General features: G+C 74.0%; 11 protein-coding genes and 1 riboswitch. Of the genes, 7 read left to right on the forward strand and 4 right to left on the reverse strand.

Translation table 11 applies throughout. The features are described 5' to 3' along the window. Positions 1 to 272 precede the first annotated feature (272 nt). Positions 273 to 1,871, reverse strand: coding sequence for an ABC-F family ATP-binding cassette domain-containing protein (locus ACGFQC_RS31815; protein ID WP_363091100.1), 1,599 nt, complete (start codon positions 1,869 to 1,871; stop codon positions 273 to 275). 407 nt (positions 1,872 to 2,278) lie between these two features. Between ACGFQC_RS31815 and ACGFQC_RS31820 the strand changes: the two genes are divergently transcribed. Both ACGFQC_RS31820 and ACGFQC_RS31825 read left to right on the forward strand, forming a co-directional pair. Then, the gene (locus tag ACGFQC_RS31820; RefSeq protein ID WP_363091101.1) at positions 2,279 to 3,169 is read left to right on the forward strand and encodes a neutral zinc metallopeptidase; all 891 of its coding nucleotides are present in this window, start codon (positions 2,279 to 2,281) and stop codon (positions 3,167 to 3,169) included. A gap of 105 nt (positions 3,170 to 3,274) precedes the next feature. Continuing rightward, on the forward strand, positions 3,275 to 3,688 hold the full coding sequence (locus ACGFQC_RS31825) for a VOC family protein (protein WP_363091102.1): 414 nt from the start codon (positions 3,275 to 3,277) through the stop codon (positions 3,686 to 3,688). 34 nt (positions 3,689 to 3,722) lie between these two features. On the opposite strand, the gene ACGFQC_RS31830 is transcribed toward ACGFQC_RS31825, so the two are convergent. The 3 genes from ACGFQC_RS31830 to ACGFQC_RS31840 form a co-directional block, all read right to left on the reverse strand. Further along, positions 3,723 to 5,165: a hypothetical protein gene (locus ACGFQC_RS31830; RefSeq protein WP_363091103.1), complete on the reverse strand. Its 1,443-nt coding sequence runs from the start codon at positions 5,163 to 5,165 to the stop codon at positions 3,723 to 3,725. A gap of 170 nt (positions 5,166 to 5,335) precedes the next feature. Next, the gene (locus ACGFQC_RS31835; RefSeq protein ID WP_363091104.1) at positions 5,336 to 6,463 is read right to left on the reverse strand and encodes an alpha/beta fold hydrolase; all 1,128 of its coding nucleotides are present in this window, start codon (positions 6,461 to 6,463) and stop codon (positions 5,336 to 5,338) included. 827 nt (positions 6,464 to 7,290) lie between these two features. Next, positions 7,291 to 8,001, reverse strand: coding sequence for a class II aldolase/adducin family protein (locus ACGFQC_RS31840; RefSeq protein ID WP_363091105.1), 711 nt, complete (start codon positions 7,999 to 8,001; stop codon positions 7,291 to 7,293). A 221-nt stretch (positions 8,002 to 8,222) separates the two neighbouring features. Here ACGFQC_RS31840 and ACGFQC_RS31845 point away from each other — a divergent pair, with 221 nt between their 5' ends. From ACGFQC_RS31845 to cobN, 5 genes are all read left to right on the forward strand, one after another. Beyond that, positions 8,223 to 9,470: an inorganic phosphate transporter gene (locus ACGFQC_RS31845; protein WP_363091106.1), complete on the forward strand. Its 1,248-nt coding sequence runs from the start codon at positions 8,223 to 8,225 to the stop codon at positions 9,468 to 9,470. A gap of 34 nt (positions 9,471 to 9,504) precedes the next feature. Then, positions 9,505 to 9,726, forward strand: a complete 222-nt coding sequence (locus tag ACGFQC_RS31850) for a hypothetical protein (RefSeq protein ID WP_363091107.1) — start codon at positions 9,505 to 9,507, stop codon at positions 9,724 to 9,726. Between the two features lie 143 nt (positions 9,727 to 9,869). Continuing rightward, positions 9,870 to 10,002: riboswitch (cobalamin riboswitch) on the forward strand. Between the two features lie 100 nt (positions 10,003 to 10,102). Beyond that, positions 10,103 to 11,071, forward strand: a complete 969-nt coding sequence (locus ACGFQC_RS31855; RefSeq protein ID WP_363091108.1) for a cobalamin biosynthesis protein — start codon at positions 10,103 to 10,105, stop codon at positions 11,069 to 11,071. Further along, positions 11,068 to 12,666 (forward strand): cobyric acid synthase, encoded by a 1,599-nt coding sequence (locus tag ACGFQC_RS31860; RefSeq protein ID WP_363091109.1) that lies wholly within the window; start codon positions 11,068 to 11,070, stop codon positions 12,664 to 12,666. Before ACGFQC_RS31855 ends, ACGFQC_RS31860 begins: the two co-directional genes overlap by 4 nt. Then, positions 12,663 to 16,316, forward strand: coding sequence for a cobaltochelatase subunit CobN (gene cobN, locus ACGFQC_RS31865; RefSeq protein WP_363091110.1), 3,654 nt, complete (start codon positions 12,663 to 12,665; stop codon positions 16,314 to 16,316). Before ACGFQC_RS31860 ends, cobN begins: the two co-directional genes overlap by 4 nt. The last annotated feature ends 71 nt before the right edge of the window (positions 16,317 to 16,387 follow it).

Raw genomic sequence — 16,387 nt, forward strand, 5'->3', positions numbered from 1 at the left:
GCCACCCATTCGGCAAGGTCCGTGCGACAGGGTTGTGACGACAGGAGCACGTCCCCACGAACGGAACCGATGATTCCGGCGACGGGTGTTCGTACGGCCGAACGGGTTCTTTCACGAAATACCAGGTCAGGGACGCACGACGGCCGACCCCTGACGACGCGGGGGTCGGCCGTGAAATGGATGTAGGACACACCTCGGTACGAGGAGATCTCACACAGATGGTGGATCACCGGTGGGCCGAATGATCCATACGCCGTGGATCAAGCGTTCGGTCAAGCCAGGGCGACGAGGTCCGCGTAGTCGGAGCCCCACAGGTCCTCGACTCCGTCGGGCAGCAGGATGATCCGCTCGGGCTGGAGCGCCTGCACGGCGCCCTCGTCGTGGGTGACGAGGACGACCGCGCCCTTGTAGGTGCGCAGCGCGCCGAGGATCTCCTCGCGGCTGGCCGGGTCGAGGTTGTTGGTGGGCTCGTCGAGGAGCAGCACGTTGGCCGAGGAGACCACGAGGGTGGCCAGGGCCAGCCGGGTCTTCTCACCGCCGGACAGGACACCGGCCGGCTTGTCGACGTCGTCGCCGGAGAACAGGAACGAGCCGAGCACCTTGCGGACCTCGACGAGGTCCAGGTCGGGGGCCGCGGAGCGCATGTTCTCCAGGACCGAGCGCTCGGGGTCGAGGGTCTCGTGCTCCTGGGCGTAGTAGCCGAGCTTGAGTCCGTGGCCGGGGCGCACCTCGCCGGTGTCGGGCGTCTCCACACCCCCGAGCAGGCGCAGCAGCGTGGTCTTGCCGGCGCCGTTGAGGCCGAGGATGACGACGCGGGACCCCTTGTCGATGGCCAGGTCGACGTCGGTGAAGATCTCCAGCGAGCCGTACGACTTCGACAGGCCCTCGGCCATCAGCGGGGTCTTCCCGCAGGGCGCCGGCTCCGGGAAGCGCAGCTTGGCGACCTTGTCGGAGGCCCGTACGGCCTCGAGTCCGGCGAGCAGCCGGTCGGCCCGCTTGGCCATGTTCTGGGCGGCGACCGTCTTGGTGGCCTTGGCGCGCATCTTGTCGGCCTGCGAGTGCAGGGCGGCGGCCTTCTTCTCGGCGTTCTGCCGCTCGCGCTTGCGGCGCTTCTCGTCGGCCTCGCGCTGCTGCTGGTAGAGCTTCCAGCCCATGTTGTAGACGTCGATCTGGGAGCGGTTGGCGTCCAGGTAGAACACCTTGTTGACGACCGTCTCGACCAGGTCGACGTCGTGGGAGATGACGATGAAGCCGCCGCGGTAGGTCTTGAGGTAGTCCCGCAGCCAGACGATCGAGTCGGCGTCCAGGTGGTTCGTCGGCTCGTCGAGGAGCAGGGTGTCGGCGTCGGAGAACAGGATCCGGGCCAGCTCGACCCGGCGGCGCTGACCGCCGGACAGCGTGTGCAGGGGCTGTCCGAGCACGCGGTCGGGCAGGTTGAGCGCGGCGGCGATGGTGGCGGCCTCGGCCTCGGCGGCGTACCCGCCCTTGGTGAGGAACTCCGTCTCCTGGCGCTCGTACTGCCGCATGGCCTTGTCGCGGGTGGAGCCCTGACCGTTGGCGATGCGCTGCTCGTTGTCGCGCATCTTGCGGATCAGTACGTCGAGACCACGGGCGGAGAGGATGCGGTCGCGCGCGAGGACGTCGAGGTCTCCGGTGCGGGGGTCCTGGGGGAGGTAGCCGACCTCGCCGGACCGGGTGACCTGGCCCGCGGCGGGGATGCCCTCACCGGCGAGGACCTTCGTCAGCGTGGTCTTGCCGGCGCCGTTGCGCCCGACCAGGCCGATGCGGTCGCCCTTGGCGATGCGGAAGGAGGCGTTCTCGATGAGGATGCGGGCACCGGCGCGCAGCTCGATGCCGGAGGCGGAGATCACGGACAGACTCCAGAGCGGGTGGGGGCGGGATGGGCGGCTGAGGACGTTCCCGCCGTCTAATGCGCGAGGAGAATGGCCATGAAGCCATTCTAACGGGGCCGTGCAAGCACTTTTCCTGGGTGCGTGTGTGCGATCTCCGCGCGGGTCGCGCGCCTGGTCCGGCGCGCGGGCCGGACCGCGCGGGCTCCGCGCGCGGGCGCGCGCGGGACCCCGGTGAGGGACGCCGTCCGGTTTTCGCGCGCGGTTCCGCGTGCCGGTGATGGTCCGGCGGGCGGCGGGCGGGGCGGCGTGTGCAACGGCGGGAAGCGCGGGTACCTGGTTGCCGACCCGCCTCCTCGGCTCCGCGCGCGTGGGGGTGGGTCGAGGGTGAGGACGGCGGCCGAGGGTGGCGCAGACGGAGGTGGCCCGTGCAGTTCGACGACGACGCCAGGCTGGACACGTCCGAGGTGCGGGACGTGCGCGGGAGCCGGGTCCCGGGCGGGCGGGCGACCGTGGGCGGCGGGATCGCCGGGCTGGTCGCGCTGCTGCTGGCGCTGTTCCTCGGGGTCGGGCCGGACCAGCTCGGGCTCTCCTCGGGCGGCGACGAGCCCGCGGCGACCTCGTCGGGGCTCGCGCAGGTGCAGCGCGACTGCCGTACCGGGCAGGACGCGAACACGCGGGACGACTGCCGGACGGTGGCGGTGGTCAACAGCGTGCAGGACTTCTGGGACGAGGAGTTCCGGCGGCGGGACGGCGCGTACACGCGCTCGCCCACCGTGTTCTTCGCCCAGCGGGTGGGGACGGCGTGCGGGACGGCGACCTCGGCGGTCGGGCCGTTCTACTGCCCGGGCGACCGGAAGGTCTACCTGGACCTGGGGTTCTTCGACGAACTGCGGTCGAAGTTCGGCGCGAGCGGCGGCCCCTTCGCGCAGGCGTACGTCGTGGCGCACGAGTACGGGCACCACGTGCAGGACCTCATGGGCACGCTGAGCCGCTCGCAGGACGGGCCGGCCGGCGCCGGGAGCGCCGCGGTGGGCGTGGAGCTGCAGGCCGACTGCTACGCGGGCGTGTGGGCCCGGCACGCGACCACGACGCCGGACGAGTCGACCGGACGGCCGCTGATCACCAGCCTCACGGCCGCGGACATCGCCGACGGGCTGGACGCCGCGGCGGCCGTGGGCGACGACCGGATCCAGGAGCGGTTCCAGGGACGGGTGACGCCCGAGACGTGGACGCACGGGTCGGCGGCGCAGCGGCAGCAGTGGTTCGACGTGGGGTACCGGAGCGGGGACATGGCGCGGTGCGACACCTTCCGCTGACCGCGCGGTGTCCGCCCCCGGGGCATTGTCGGTGGGCGCTGCCAGACTGGGTCGTGAGCGGGGTTTCCGGCAGGGACGGCGCGGGGTCACGAGGGAGTGGTCGGCATGGCAGGCACGAGCGGTGGGCGCCCGAGCATCTACCCGACGGTGCTCTACCGGGACGCCGCGGCGGCGATCCGGCAGCTCACGGAGGCCTTCGGCTTCTCCGAGCTGTCGGTGTTCGAGGGCGAGGACGGCTCCGTGCTGCACGCCGAGCTGGTGCAGGGCAACGGCGCGGTGATGCTCGGCTCGAAGGGCCGCGGCGGTCTCTTCGACGCGGCGATGAAGGACGCCGGTCCGGCGGGCGTTTACGTCGTGGTGGACGACGTCGACGCCCACCACCGGCGGGCCGTGGAGCACGGCGCGGAGATCCTGATGCCCCCGACGGACCAGGAGTACGGCTCGCGGGACTACACGGCCCGGGACGCCGAGGGCAACATCTGGAGCTTCGGCACGTACGCACCCGAGATACAGGGCTGACGCCCGGACACAGGACCGACGTCCGGCGCCGGGCTCAGCCCCCGGTGTGGACCTGGAAGGCGGCCCTGCGCACGGCCTTGGCCAGCGCCGGGTCGGGGTGTGCGGCGGCGAGCGCCACCAGGACCTGCACGGTGCGCGGGTGCCCGACGGAGCGGACCTCCGCCAGCAGCGCCGGCACGGTCGGCTGGAGCGCGGACTCCAGGTGGCGCACCAGCATCGGCGCCTCGCCGTGGTCGGCGACGGCCGCGGCGGTGTCCACCCACAGCCAGGTGGCCTCCTCGCGGGTGAGCACCTCGTGGGCGTCCTCGGGGTCCACCCCGTCGTGCTCGGCCAGCCACAGCAGGGCGTACGGCCGCAGGGCCGGCTCCTCGACGACGGCGCGCACGTCGGGCTCCGCGGGGGCGCCGACGACGCGCAGCGCCTCGAAGGCGAGGCCGCGCAGCAGGGCGTCCTCACCGCGGGCGGCGGTGAGGAGTTCGCCGACGGCGCTGCCGACGGTGCGGGCGGCGAGCCAGGCGCGGTACTCGGCGCGGGCGGCGTTCGGGCGGAGCTGGGCGCAGCCGCGGAGCATCTCCTCGGCCGCGACCTCGATGTTGCCGGCGGGGCTCTGCGCGGCGACGCAGATCTGCTCCAGCTTGACCCAGACCGCCCAGTTGCCGAGCGGGGTCAGGGTGGCCTGGCCGTCGGCGTGGGTGAGCGCGCCCACCGAGGCGAGGGCGTGCAGGGCCCAGTCGAGGAGGGGGGCGAGTTCGGCGGCGCGGGCCGGTTCCGCCGGGTCGGCGTCGGCGGAGGGGGCGGGGGCGGGCCGACGGGGGCTCGAGGCGTCGGCGTCCTCGGGGCCGTAGGAGACCTCGCAGCGTTCGGTGCGCAGTTCGGTGACGCGCTGGCGCAGCAGGTCGAGGAGCTGGTCCACGGGGACGGGGCCGGCGGACAGCTGGAGGAAGGAGAGCACCTGCGGCATGGCGGAGACGACCTCGGCGACGGCGCCGGGCTCCTGGCCGGCGGGTTCCGGGGTGGCCAGCGACCAGGCGTCGAAGAGGGCGACCCAGCCGCGCAGGACGGCGCTGTCGTCGCGGTTCCAGGCGCGCAGCCGCCAGCCGGAGCGGGCGCTGTCGCCGTGCACCTCGACGAGGCCGGCGAGGCGGGCGGTGTCCCAGTCGGCGCGGACCTGAGCCGCGGTCAGGCCCAGGTCGGCCGCCGCGCGTTCGGCGGTCGCCTCCGAGAGGGTGGCCTTGCCGTCGTCGGTGGCCGCGTCCCGGCCGGGACCGAGGGCGTTGTCGGCCCAGCGGGCGACGCGGGCCGCGGCCGCCAGGCCGGAGCGCGCCATTCTGGCCAGCTCCGCCGGGGCGGGGGTGCCCTCCGGCGGGCGGGGCGCGGGGCGGCGCTGGCGCCGCTGGTTCACAGCTGAGGGGGCGGCGGCCAGGGGTCGTGGGCGGACGAGTCGAAGCCTGGAGTCGCGCGGGATACGGGACGTCACGGGTGCAGTCTTCCGGTTGACGGTCCGAAATCCCAAACGGAATGTCACGGCAGGCTACGGGACTGGCCAACGCGCGGGGTGCGGGGAGGGGTGAGGAGGCTTGTTCAGGCCAGCGGTTCGACCTTAAACGGAACCTGTGGCACCGCTCCGGCGCGTGCCGCCGCGGCACGTCACATCAAGGGGGTCAGGAAGCGGCGCAGCACTTCCTCGTAGGCGGCCGGGTCGGGGTTCCACATGGCGGCGTGCGGGGCGTGCGGGACGGAGCGGAGGGTGACCGGGCCGGGGTGGCGGTCGGCGAAGCGGCGGGAGGCCGCCCACGGGGCCACGGTGTCCCCGGGGCCGTGGACGACCAGGGTCGGTACGGCGAGGGCGGCCGGGTCGGCGGCCCCGTCGGCGGTGTCGGCGCTCAGGCCGGCGCGGCCCTCGGCGGCGCGGACGGCCAGCGGCAGCAGCGCGCCCGGGGTGTGGCGGGCGGAGGCGAGGGCCCGCAGGGTGGCCTGCCAGTCGAGGACCGGGGAGTCCAGCACGAGCCCCGAGACGAGGTTGCGGAGCCCCGAGCGGGCGGCGGCGCGCAGGGCCATGGTGGCGCCGGTGGACCAGCCGAGCAGCACGAGACGTTCGGCGCCGTAGCGGACGGCGTAGCGCATCGCCGCGTCCAGGTCGCGCCACTCGGTCTCGCCGAGGTGGTGGAGGCCGTCCGGGGGGCGTGGGGCGCCCAGGTCGCCGCGGTAGGACAGGGCGAGGACCGGGAAGCGGCGGCGGTGCAGGAAGCCGGTCAGGTTCAGGGCGTGTTCCCGGGTGGTGCCCAGGCCGTGCACGGCGATCACCCAGGTGCGGCGGGCGCCGGGGACGAACCACGCGGGCAGCGGCCCCAGTTCGCCGGGCACGTCGATGTCGGCGTGGTCGAGGCCGAGCGCGGTACTCGGGTTGCCCACGTACAGGTTCGGGGTGAGCCACACCGCGTCGCCCGCCTCGAGGGTGCCGTGGGTGACCCGCTCCAGACGCCGTACGACCGTGTCGGCGGGGTGCGGGACGCTGTCCAGGACGGGGCCGACGACCGCGTGGGAGCCGTCGCCCGCGAGTCCGTAGGTGCCGGGCCGCAGGGCGGCGAGGTCGCGGGTGAGGGTCACCCGGCCGTCGGCCGTGCCGTGCACGGTGAGCCGGGGTTCGGTGGGCAGGGGGCGGCCGGGTGACGCCTTCAGCGCCGCGTCGCTGGCGAGGCGGCCTGCGGCCACGCTTGCGGCGCCGGCGGCCAGGGCCGCGGCTGCGGTGACGGCGGTTGCCGTGACGGTGCGCACTCCTCCAGTGTCCTGGCCGATCCTGCCGAGGGCCAGTGGTGGAGGGGACCGGGGGTGCGGGCGGGTGGCTGTGGCCGGGCCCCCGGCGGCCTGCGCGCCCCCGACGGGCGGCCCGCGGCGGGCGGCGGGCGGCCCGCGGCGGGCGGCGGGCGGCGGGCGGCCCGCGGCGAGCCCGCCGTCACTGCGACCGGAGGGGCTCGCACGGCGGAGCACGCGGCCCGCCCGCACGGCGGAGCCACGCGCCGGGCCGTGCGGGCGGAGCCACGCGCCGGGCCGTGCGGGCGGAGCCACGCGCCGGGCCGTGCGGGCGGAGCCACGCGCCGGGCCGTACATCGGCCGCGCGATCGGCCCCGACGGCGGAGCCACGCCGTCGGCCGGACGGCGAAGCCGCGTGCTCGGCCCGGACGGCTAAGCCGCGTCCGGGCCGCACGGCGGAGCCACTCGTCCAGGCCGCACATCAGCCCGGGAAACGGAGCCGCGCGACCCGCCCGCACGGCGAAGCCACGCGCCGGTCCGCACGGCGGAGCCACGCGCCGGTCCGCACGGCGGAGCCATGCGCCGGGCCGTGCGGGCGGAGCCACGTGCTCGGGCCGTACATCGGCCCGGGAAGCGGAGCCGCGCGGCCCGCACGCACGGCGGAGCCACGCCGTCGGCCGGACGGCGAAGCCGCGTGCTCGGCCCGGACGGCTAAGCCGCGTCCGGGCCGCACGGCGGAGCCACTCGCCCAGGCCGCACGGCGGAGCCGGGGATCGCCCCCGCCCCCGCCCCCGCCCCGGGATCGGGCGCCGCGGGCTTCGGGGTTCCGTCGGCGGCCCCGGTACGTCGCCTCAGCGGTTCTGCCCGTAGCCCCGCAGGCGTTCCGCCACCTCCCCCAGTTGGTCGTCGGTCAGCAGGTTCGGGGTGCGGCCCGGGACGGACGAGGCGGTCAGCCACAGGTGGCACATCCACTCCAGCTGGGCCGTGCGGTCGTAGGCCTGGTCGAGGGTGGCGCCGTAGGTGAGGGTGCCGTGGTTCTGGAGGAGGCAGGCGGTGCGGTCGGTGAGGGCGTGCAGGAGGCTGCGGGCGAGTTCCTCGGTGCCGTAGGTCGCGTAGGGGGCGACGCGGACGGGGCCGCCGAGGGCGGCCGTCATGTAGTGGACGGACGGGAGTTCGGTCACGAGGGTCGAGACGGCGGTGGCGTGCACGGCGTGGGTGTGGACGACGGCGCGGGCGTCGGTGGTGCGGTGGACGGCGAGGTGCATGGGCAGCTCGCTGGTCGGGGTGAGGGTGCCGAGGACCTGCCGGCCGTCGAGGTCGACGCCGGTGAGGTCGTCCGGGGTGAGGCGGTCGTAGGGGACACCCGAGGGGGTGACCAGGACGAGGTCCCCGACGCGGACCGAGACGTTGCCGGAGGTGCCGACGACGAGCCGGTCGGTGACGGTGCGGCGGGCCGTCGCCACGAGCTGTTCCCAGGCGTGTGCGACCTCCCCGTCGCGGAGGCCGTGAAGGTCGCGGGGGTCGTGGATGCCGTCACCGGTGTCGCGTCGCTGCTCTGCCATACGGCGATCCTGCCAGGTGACGAACGTCTCTTTCGCGGCCTTCCAGGACCCTCGGGGAAGGGGGCGCGGAACCCGGGCCCGTGCGGCGTCCGGGGTGTCACGGCCGAGCGGAATGAGTCCCGCCGATTGTGGACACCACGAAGCCCGCCCCAGTTCACCTTCCGTTCACTCAGGTTACCTACGTTCATCCAGCCAATGACCTCGAACGATTGCCTGGGTAAATGGAAAGCTTCTCGCTGATCCTCGCGATTGTGGTAGTAACCGCACTCGCGTTCGATTTCACGAACGGTTTCCACGACACCGCCAACGCGATGGCCACCACCATCTCGACCGGTGCCCTCAAGCCCAAGGTCGCGGTGGCCATGTCCGCCGTTCTGAACCTTGTAGGCGCCTTCCTCTCCGTGGAGGTCGCCAACACGATCTCCAAGGGTCTCGTCGACGAGACCGGCATCCGTCCCGAGGTCATCTTCGCCGCCCTGGTCGGCGCGATCCTCTGGAACCTCCTGACCTGGCTGGTCGGACTGCCGTCCAGCTCCTCGCACGCCCTGATGGGCGGCCTGATCGGCGCCACCATCGCCTCGGCCGGTGCCGGCGCGGTCCACGGTGACGTGCTCGTCACCAAGGTCCTGATCCCGGCCATCGCCGCGCCGATCGTCGCGGGCGTCGCGGCGATGCTCGCGACCCGGCTGTCGTACTCGCTGGGCAAGAAGGCCGACGGCAAGGCCGCCGCCAAGGGATACCGAACCGGCCAGATCGCCTCCGCCGGCCTGGTCTCGCTCGCCCACGGCACCAACGACGCGCAGAAGACGATGGGCATCATCACCCTCGCCCTGGTCGCCGGCGGCGCCGTCGCCCCCGACTCCGACCCGCCGCTGTGGGTCATCCTGTCCGCGGGCCTGGCGATCGCGCTCGGCACCTACCTCGGCGGCTGGCGCATCATCCGCACCATGGGCAAGGGCCTGACCGACCTCCAGCCGCAGCAGGGCTTCGCCGCCCAGACCAGCGCGGCCACCGTCATCCTGGCCTCCTCCCACCTCGGTTTCTCGCTCTCCACCACGCACTCGGTCTCCGGCGCGGTGATGGGTGCGGGCCTCGGCCGCAAGGGCGGCGTCGTCCGCTGGTCGACCGCCACCCGGATGTTCGTGGCCTGGGGCCTGACGCTGCCGGCCGCGGCCCTGGTCGGCGCCCTCGCCGAGTACGTGACCGGCCTCGGCGACTGGGGCACGGCGCTCGTCGCGGTGTTCCTCATCGCCTCCAGCGCGGCGATCTGGAAGATCTCGCGGCGCGAGATCATCGACCACACGAACGTCGTCGACGGGGACGAGGAGCCGGCCGGCGTGGTCACCACCGCGATCGCCGCCGTGACCCCGCCCCCGGCGGGCACGGTCGCCGAGGACCTCACGGCCACCATCCCCGCCCCGGCGGCGGAGTCGGCTCCGCCGGCCGCTCCCACCGTCACCACCGTCTGAGTCCCGCCCCCACCGGTACGAAGGAAGAAGCAGCATGAAGATCGACTGGGCGGCTCTCGGCTCCGTCTTCGGCGTCAGTCTCGTCGTCACCGTGGCCCTCGTGGCCCTCTTCACCCTCGGCATCATGGGCCTCTCCCGCCGCGAGCGGGCCGCGGCCCAGGGCGGCTCCGCCACCCTGGCCGTCACCGGCGCGTACGCGTGCTTCGCGGCGTGCGCCGGGGCGGTGGCCTACGGGATCTCGCTGATCGTCACCTGACGGACGGCACGCACACACGCGCGTGGGGCGCGGGACGGATCACCGTCCCGCGCCCCACGCGTGCGCGTAGGCCGTGACCGGCGGTGTGTGGGGTTCTGCACACTGTCCCGTCGCAGGTCAACAGCGAGTTGACGGCCGTTCCGGGCCCGTGGTGGACTGCCGGGGCCATGTACGGCGACAGAAGAGGAAGCCGGTGTGAATCCGGCGCGGTCCCGCCACTGTCACCGGGGTAGACACCCCCGGGAGCCAGGAACTCTCGTCGCCGGTCTCGTCGAACCAGGGCGTGGACACCCTGAGTGAGGACATAACGCCATGCTCGGCTGCCGTTCGAGGTACAGCACCAGGTCGCTGCCCGGCCCGTCGGCCGGCTGAGCCGATGGGTACCGATCGCCTCTACGCGTACGGTGCCGCCGCCGGCCTCCTGGGGGACCTGATCCTCGGCGATCCGCGCCGGGGGCATCCGGTCGCCGTGTTCGGGCGGGCCGCGGCCGGCGTGGAACGGGCTCTGTGGCGGGACCACCGCGGGTGGGGCGCGCTGCACACCGCCGTGTGCGCCGGCGGCACCGTGGCCCTCGGGGCCCTCGCCTCCCGTGCCGTACGCCGCTCCCCCGCCGCCTCCGTCGCGTTGACCGGCGCCGCCGCGTGGGCCGTCGTCGGCGGGACCTCGCTGGTACGGGAGGCCCGGACCATCGGGCGGGCCCTGGAAGCGGGGGACGTCGAGGGCGCGCGGGCGCGGCTGCCGCACCTGTGCGGACGGGACCCGCAGGCCCTGGACGCCGACGGGATCGCCCGCGCGGTCGTCGAGTCCGTCGCCGAGAACACCTCCGACGCGGTCGTGGGCGCCCTGGTGTGGGGGGCCGTCGGCGGCGTGCCGGGACTGCTCGGGTTCCGGGCCGTCAACACCCTGGACGCCATGGTCGGCCACCGCTCGCCGCGCCACCTGCGCTTCGGGTGGGCCTCGGCCCGGCTGGACGACGTCGCCGGATGGCCGGGGGCACGGCTGACCGCCGTCCTGGCCGCCGCCGCCGGTGACGATCCGCGCGGGGCGGTGCGGGCCTGGCGGGCCGACGCGCGCAGGCATCCCAGCCCCAACGCCGGTCCCGTGGAGGCGTCGTTCGCCGGTGCCCTCGGGGTGCGGCTCGGCGGGACGCTGTCGTACGGCGGGCGCGTCGAACACCGGCCCGTGCTGAACGGGGAGCGGGGGCGGCCCGTCGTGGCCCACGACATCGAACGTGCCGCGCGGCTCTCCCGCCGCGTCGGCCTGCTCGCGCTCGGCGTCACCGTCGCCGCGCGCGTCGTCTCCGCGAGGGTCCTCGCGGCGAGAGCGAAGGGGCGTACGTCATGAGCGGGGGTCTCCTCGTCGCCGGCACCACCTCGGACGCCGGCAAGAGCGTCGTCACGGCGGGGATCTGCCGGTGGCTGGTGCGGCAGGGGGTCAAGGTGGCGCCCTTCAAGGCGCAGAACATGTCCCTCAACTCGTTCGTGACCCGCGAGGGCGCCGAGATCGGGCGCGCGCAGGCCATGCAGGCGCAGGCCTGCCGCATCGAGCCGACGGCGCTGATGAATCCGGTGCTGCTCAAGCCGGGCGGCGAGCGCAGCAGTCAGGTCGTGCTGCTCGGCAAGCCGGTCGGCGAGATGAGCGCGCGCGGGTTCTTCGGGGGGACCGGAGGATCCGGGGAATCCGGGGAATCCGGGGAATCGTCCCCCGGGAGCAGGCTGCGCGGCGGACGGCAGGAGGAACTCCTCGGGACCGTTCTCGACTGTCTCGCCGAGTTGCGGGGCACGTATGACGCGGTGATCTGTGAGGGAGCGGGCAGTCCCGCCGAGATCAACCTGCGGCGGACCGACATCGTGAACATGGGGATCGCCCGCAACGCGCGGCTCCCCGTGCTCGTCGTCGGCGACATCGACCGCGGCGGCGTCTTCGCCTCCTTCTTCGGGACCGTCGCGCTGCTCTCGCCGCAGGACCAGGAACTGGTCGCCGGGTTCCTCGTCAACAAGTTCCGCGGTGACGTCTCGCTGCTGGAGCCGGGCCTGGACATGCTGCGCGGGCTGACCGGGCGGCGGACGTACGGGGTGCTGCCGTTCCGGCACGGACTCGGGATCGACGAGGAGGACGGGATGGCGGTCTCCCTGCGGGGCGCCGTCCGGGAGTCGGCCGTCTCCCCGCCCGTCGGCGAGGACGTGCTGCGGGTCGCCGTCTGCGCGGTCCCGCTGATGTCCAACTTCACCGACGTGGACGCGCTGGCCGCCGAACCGGGCGTCGTCGTGCGGTTCGTGGACCGGCCGGAGGAACTGGCCGACGCCGACCTCGTGGTGCTCCCCGGGACCCGGGGGACGGTCCGGGCGCTCGCGTGGCTGCGCGAGCGCGGGCTGGCGGACGCGATCCTGCGCCGGGTCGCCGAGCAGCGGCCCGTGCTGGGCGTCTGCGGCGGCTTCCAGATCCTCGGCGAGCACATCGAGGACGAGGTCGAGTCGCGCGCCGGCGAGGTCGCGGGGCTCGGCGTCCTGCCCGTCCGGGTGCGGTTCGCCCGCGAGAAGACCCTCACCCGGCCGGTGGGGGAAGCCCTCGGCGAGCGGGTCGAGGGGTACGAGATCCATCACGGGGTCGCCGACGTCACCGGGGGTGCGGCATTCATCCGCGATGACGAGGGGAACAGCCTGGACGGCTGCCGGGTCGGCCAGACCTGGGGCACCCACTGGCACGGCTCACTGGAGTCGGACGGTTTCCGACGGGCGTTCCTGCGGGAGGTGGCGGCCGCCGCGGGCCGCCGTTTCGTGCCGGCCGCCGACACCTCCTTCGCCGCGCTGCGCGAGGAGCAGCTCGACCGGCTCGGCGACCTGATCGAACAGCACGCGGACACGGACGCGCTGTGGCGGCTCATCGAGTCGGGCGCGCCGCAAGGACTGCCTTTCATTCCACCGGGAGCGCCCGCATGAGCACAGTGTTGTTGTTGTCCACCGCCGACACCGATCTGCTGGCGGCCCGGGCCGCCGCCGGTGCCTCGTACCGGATCGGCAATCCGACCCGCGTGGACGTCGCGGAGGACCTCCCCGCCCTGGTCGAGGGCTCGGACGTCGCCGTCGTACGGCTGCTCGGCGGGAAGCGGGCCTGGGAGGACGGGCTCGCCGCGCTGAAGGCGTCCGGCATCCCCACCGTCCTGCTGGGCGGGGAGGCCGTGCCGGACGCGGAGCTGATGGCCGAGTCGTCCGTGCCGGCCGGCGTGGTGGCCGAAGCCCTCAGGTACCTCGTCGAGGGCGGCCCCGCCAACCTCACCGAGCTGGCGCGGTTCCTCTCCGACACCGTCCTGCTGACGGGCGAGGGGTTCGAGGAGCCGCGGCGGATGCCCGCGTACGGCGTCCACGGCGACCGGGTGCGCCAGGAGGGCCGGCCGACCGTCGGCGTGCTCTTCTACCGCGCCCACGAGCTGAGCGGCAACACCGCCTTCGTGGACACGCTGTGCGACGCGATCGAGGCGAGGGGCGCCAACGCCCTCGCGGTGTACTGCGGTTCGTTGCGCGACGCCGACCCCGGCCTGTACGGGATCCTCGGCACGGCGGACACCCTGGTCGCCACCGTGCTGGCCGCGGGCGGCACCCACGCCTCGCAGGCGTCGGCCGGCGGCGACGAGGAGGCCTGGGACATCGGGGCCCTCGCCGATCTCGACGTGCCGGTGCTGCAGGGGCTCTGCCTCACCTCCTCGAGGGCCGCCTGGGACGCCTCCGACGCCGCCCTGTCCCCCATGGACGCGGCGATGCAGGTCGCGATCCCCGAGTTCGACGGGCGGCTGATCACCGTCCCCTTCTCCTTCAAGGAGCAGGGCCCGGACGACGTCCCGGTGTACGTCGCCGACCCCGAGCGGGCCGCGCGCGTCGCCGGGATCGCCGTACGGCACGCCCGGCTCAAGCACAAGGCGAACGCCGACAAGAAGCTCGCGCTCGTCTTCACCGCCTACCCCACCAAGCACTCGCGGGTCGGCAACGCGGTCGGCCTCGACACCCCCGCCTCCGCCGTCCGGGTGCTGGACGCCCTCAGGGCGGCCGGCTACTCCCTCACCGAATACCCCGACAACGGCGACGAGCTGATCCACCGGCTGATCGAGGCCGGTGGCCACGACGTCGAGTGGCTGACCGAGGAGCAGCTCGCCGCCGCGCCCGCGCGGGTGCCGCTGGCCGACTACCGGGCCTGGTTCGACGAGCTCGACCCGGACCTCAGGCAGGGCATGCTCGACGCCTGGGGCGAGCCGCCGGGCGGCCTGTACGTCGACGGCGACGACATCGTGCTGGCCTCGCTCCGGTTCGGGAACGTCGTCGTGATGATCCAGCCGCCGCGCGGCTTCGGCGAGAACCCGATCGCGATCTACCACGACCCCGACATGCCGCCGTCGCACCACTACATGGCCGCCTACCGCTGGCTGGAGAACAGTTTCGGCGCCGACGCGATCGTCCACATGGGCAAGCACGGCACGATGGAGTGGCTGCCGGGCAAGGGGCTGGGCCTGAGCGGGGGCTGCGCCCCCGACGCCGTCCTCGGTGAACTCCCGCTGATCTACCCGTTCATCGTCAACGACCCCGGCGAGGGCACGCAGGCCAAGCGGCGCGGGCACGCCACCGTCGTCGACCACCTGGTGCCGCCGATGGCGCGCGCCGACACCTACGGCGACCTGGCCAAGCTGGAGCAGCTCCTCGACGAGTACGCGCTCGTCTCCGACCTGGACCCGGCGAAGGCGCCGGCCGTGCGGGCGCAGATCTGGACGCTGGTGAAGGCGGCCGAGCTCCACCACGACCTGCACGTCGACGACCAGCCGGACGACGAGGCGTTCGACGAGTTCGTCATGCACATCGACGGCTACCTGTGCGAGATCAAGGACGTGCAGATCCGCGACGGCCTGCACATCCTCGGTGGCGGGCCGGTGGGCGAGCCCCGCGTGAACCTGGTGCTGGCCGTGCTGCGGGCCTCGCAGGTGTGGGGCGGGCGGGCGAACGCGCTGCCGGGGCTGCGGGCCTGCCTGGCGGAGCACTTCGGGCTGGCCGAGAAGGAGCTGCTCGCCGAGCCGGGGGCGCCGGTCAAGGTCCCGGTGGAGCTGACGGACCTGGTGCCGGGCCCCTCGCGCAGCGCCGCCGACGCGATCGACCTGCTGGAGCAGCTGTGCCGGCGGATCGCGGAGGGCATGGAGGCGCGGGGGTGGGCGGCCGGTGAGGGCCGCGCGCTCGTCGCGGAGGTGCTGGGCACCGAACTCCCCGACGCCGTCGCGGTGGTGGAGTTCGCCTGCACGGAGGTCGTGCCCCGGCTGGAGCGGACCACGGACGAGATCGGGCACATCCTCAAGGCCCTGAACGGCGGTTACGTCCCGGCCGGTCCGTCCGGCTCGCCGACGCGCGGGCTGGTCAACGTCCTGCCGACCGGCCGCAACTTCTACTCGGTCGACCCCAAGGCCATCCCGTCCCGCCTGAGTTGGGAGGTCGGCCAGTCCCTCGCCGACTCGCTCGTGCAGCGGTACCTGACGGACACCGGCGCCTACCCGAAGTCGGTCGGCCTGACGGTCTGGGGCACCTCGGCCATGCGCACCCAGGGCGACGACATCGCCGAGATCCTCGCACTGCTGGGCTGCCGCCCGGTGTGGGACGACGCCTCGCGCCGGGTGACCGGCTTCGAGATCGTGCCAGCGGCGGAACTGGGCCGTCCCCGCATCGACGTCACGGTCCGCATCTCCGGGTTCTTCCGCGACGCGTTCCCGCACGTCGTCGGGCTGATCGACGACGCGGTGCGGGCGGTGGCCGAGCTGGACGAGCCGGCCGACGTCAACTACGTGAAGGCGCACGCCGACGAGGACACCGCCGAGCACGGCGACCGGCGCCGGGCGACGGCCCGCGTCTTCGGCTCCAAGCCGGGCGCGTACGGCGCCGGGCTGCTGCCGCTGATCGACGCCCGCAACTGGCGCTCGGACGCGGACCTCGCCGAGGTGTACGCGGTGTGGGGCGGCTACGCCTACGGCCGCGGGCTCGACGGGCGGGCGGCGCGCGGGGACATGGAGACGGCGTTCCGGCGGATCGCGGTCGCCGCGAAGAACGTGGACACACGTGAACATGACATCGCGGATGCGGACGACTACTTCCAGTACCACGGCGGCATGGTCGCCATGGTGCGCCATCTGACGGGCGCCTCCCCCGAGGCGTACGTCGGCGACTCGGCCACTCCGGACCAGGTGAAGACCCGCACGCTGGGCGAGGAGACGCACCGGGTGTTCCGGGCCCGGGTGGTCAACCCCCGCTGGATGGCGGCGATGCGGCGCCACGGCTACAAGGGCGCCTTCGAGATGGCGGCGACCGTGGACTACCTCTTCGGCTACGACGCCACGGCGGGCGTGGTCGACGACTGGATGTACGAGAAGCTCAGCGCCGAGTACGTCTTCGACCCGGAGAACCGGGACTTCATGAGGAAGTCCAACCCGTGGGCGCTGCGCGGCATCACCGAGCGGCTGCTGGAGGCGGCCGAACGCGGGCTGTGGGCGGAGCCGGACCAGGAGACCCTGGACCGGCTCCGGGCGACCTACCTCGAACTTGAGGGAGATCTGGAGGGGGACGCGTGAGCTCCCTCGGTGTCCCCGCGCGGGCGGGGAGCACAGGAACAGCTCGACGAGATGTTCGTGGAGCAGTGGAC

The sequence above is a fragment of the Streptomyces sp. NPDC048734 genome (assembly GCF_043198675.1).
Lineage (GTDB): Bacteria > Actinomycetota > Actinomycetes > Streptomycetales > Streptomycetaceae > Streptomyces.

Bases quoted from the DNA above. Each gene is read 5' to 3' on its own strand.
- ACGFQC_RS31845 (WP_363091106.1), top strand. From the start codon at position 8,223: ATGGAAAGCTTCTCGCTGATCCTCGCGATTGTGGTAGTAACCGCACTC.
- ACGFQC_RS31840 (WP_363091105.1), bottom strand. From the start codon at position 8,001: ATGGCAGAGCAGCGACGCGACACCGGTGACGGCATCCACGACCCCCGC.
- ACGFQC_RS31860 (WP_363091109.1), top strand. From the start codon at position 11,068: ATGAGCGGGGGTCTCCTCGTCGCCGGCACCACCTCGGACGCCGGCAAG.
- ACGFQC_RS31825 (WP_363091102.1), top strand. From the start codon at position 3,275: ATGGCAGGCACGAGCGGTGGGCGCCCGAGCATCTACCCGACGGTGCTC.
- ACGFQC_RS31855 (WP_363091108.1), top strand. From the start codon at position 10,103: ATGGGTACCGATCGCCTCTACGCGTACGGTGCCGCCGCCGGCCTCCTG.
- ACGFQC_RS31850 (WP_363091107.1), top strand. From the start codon at position 9,505: ATGAAGATCGACTGGGCGGCTCTCGGCTCCGTCTTCGGCGTCAGTCTC.
- cobN (WP_363091110.1), top strand. From the start codon at position 12,663: ATGAGCACAGTGTTGTTGTTGTCCACCGCCGACACCGATCTGCTGGCG.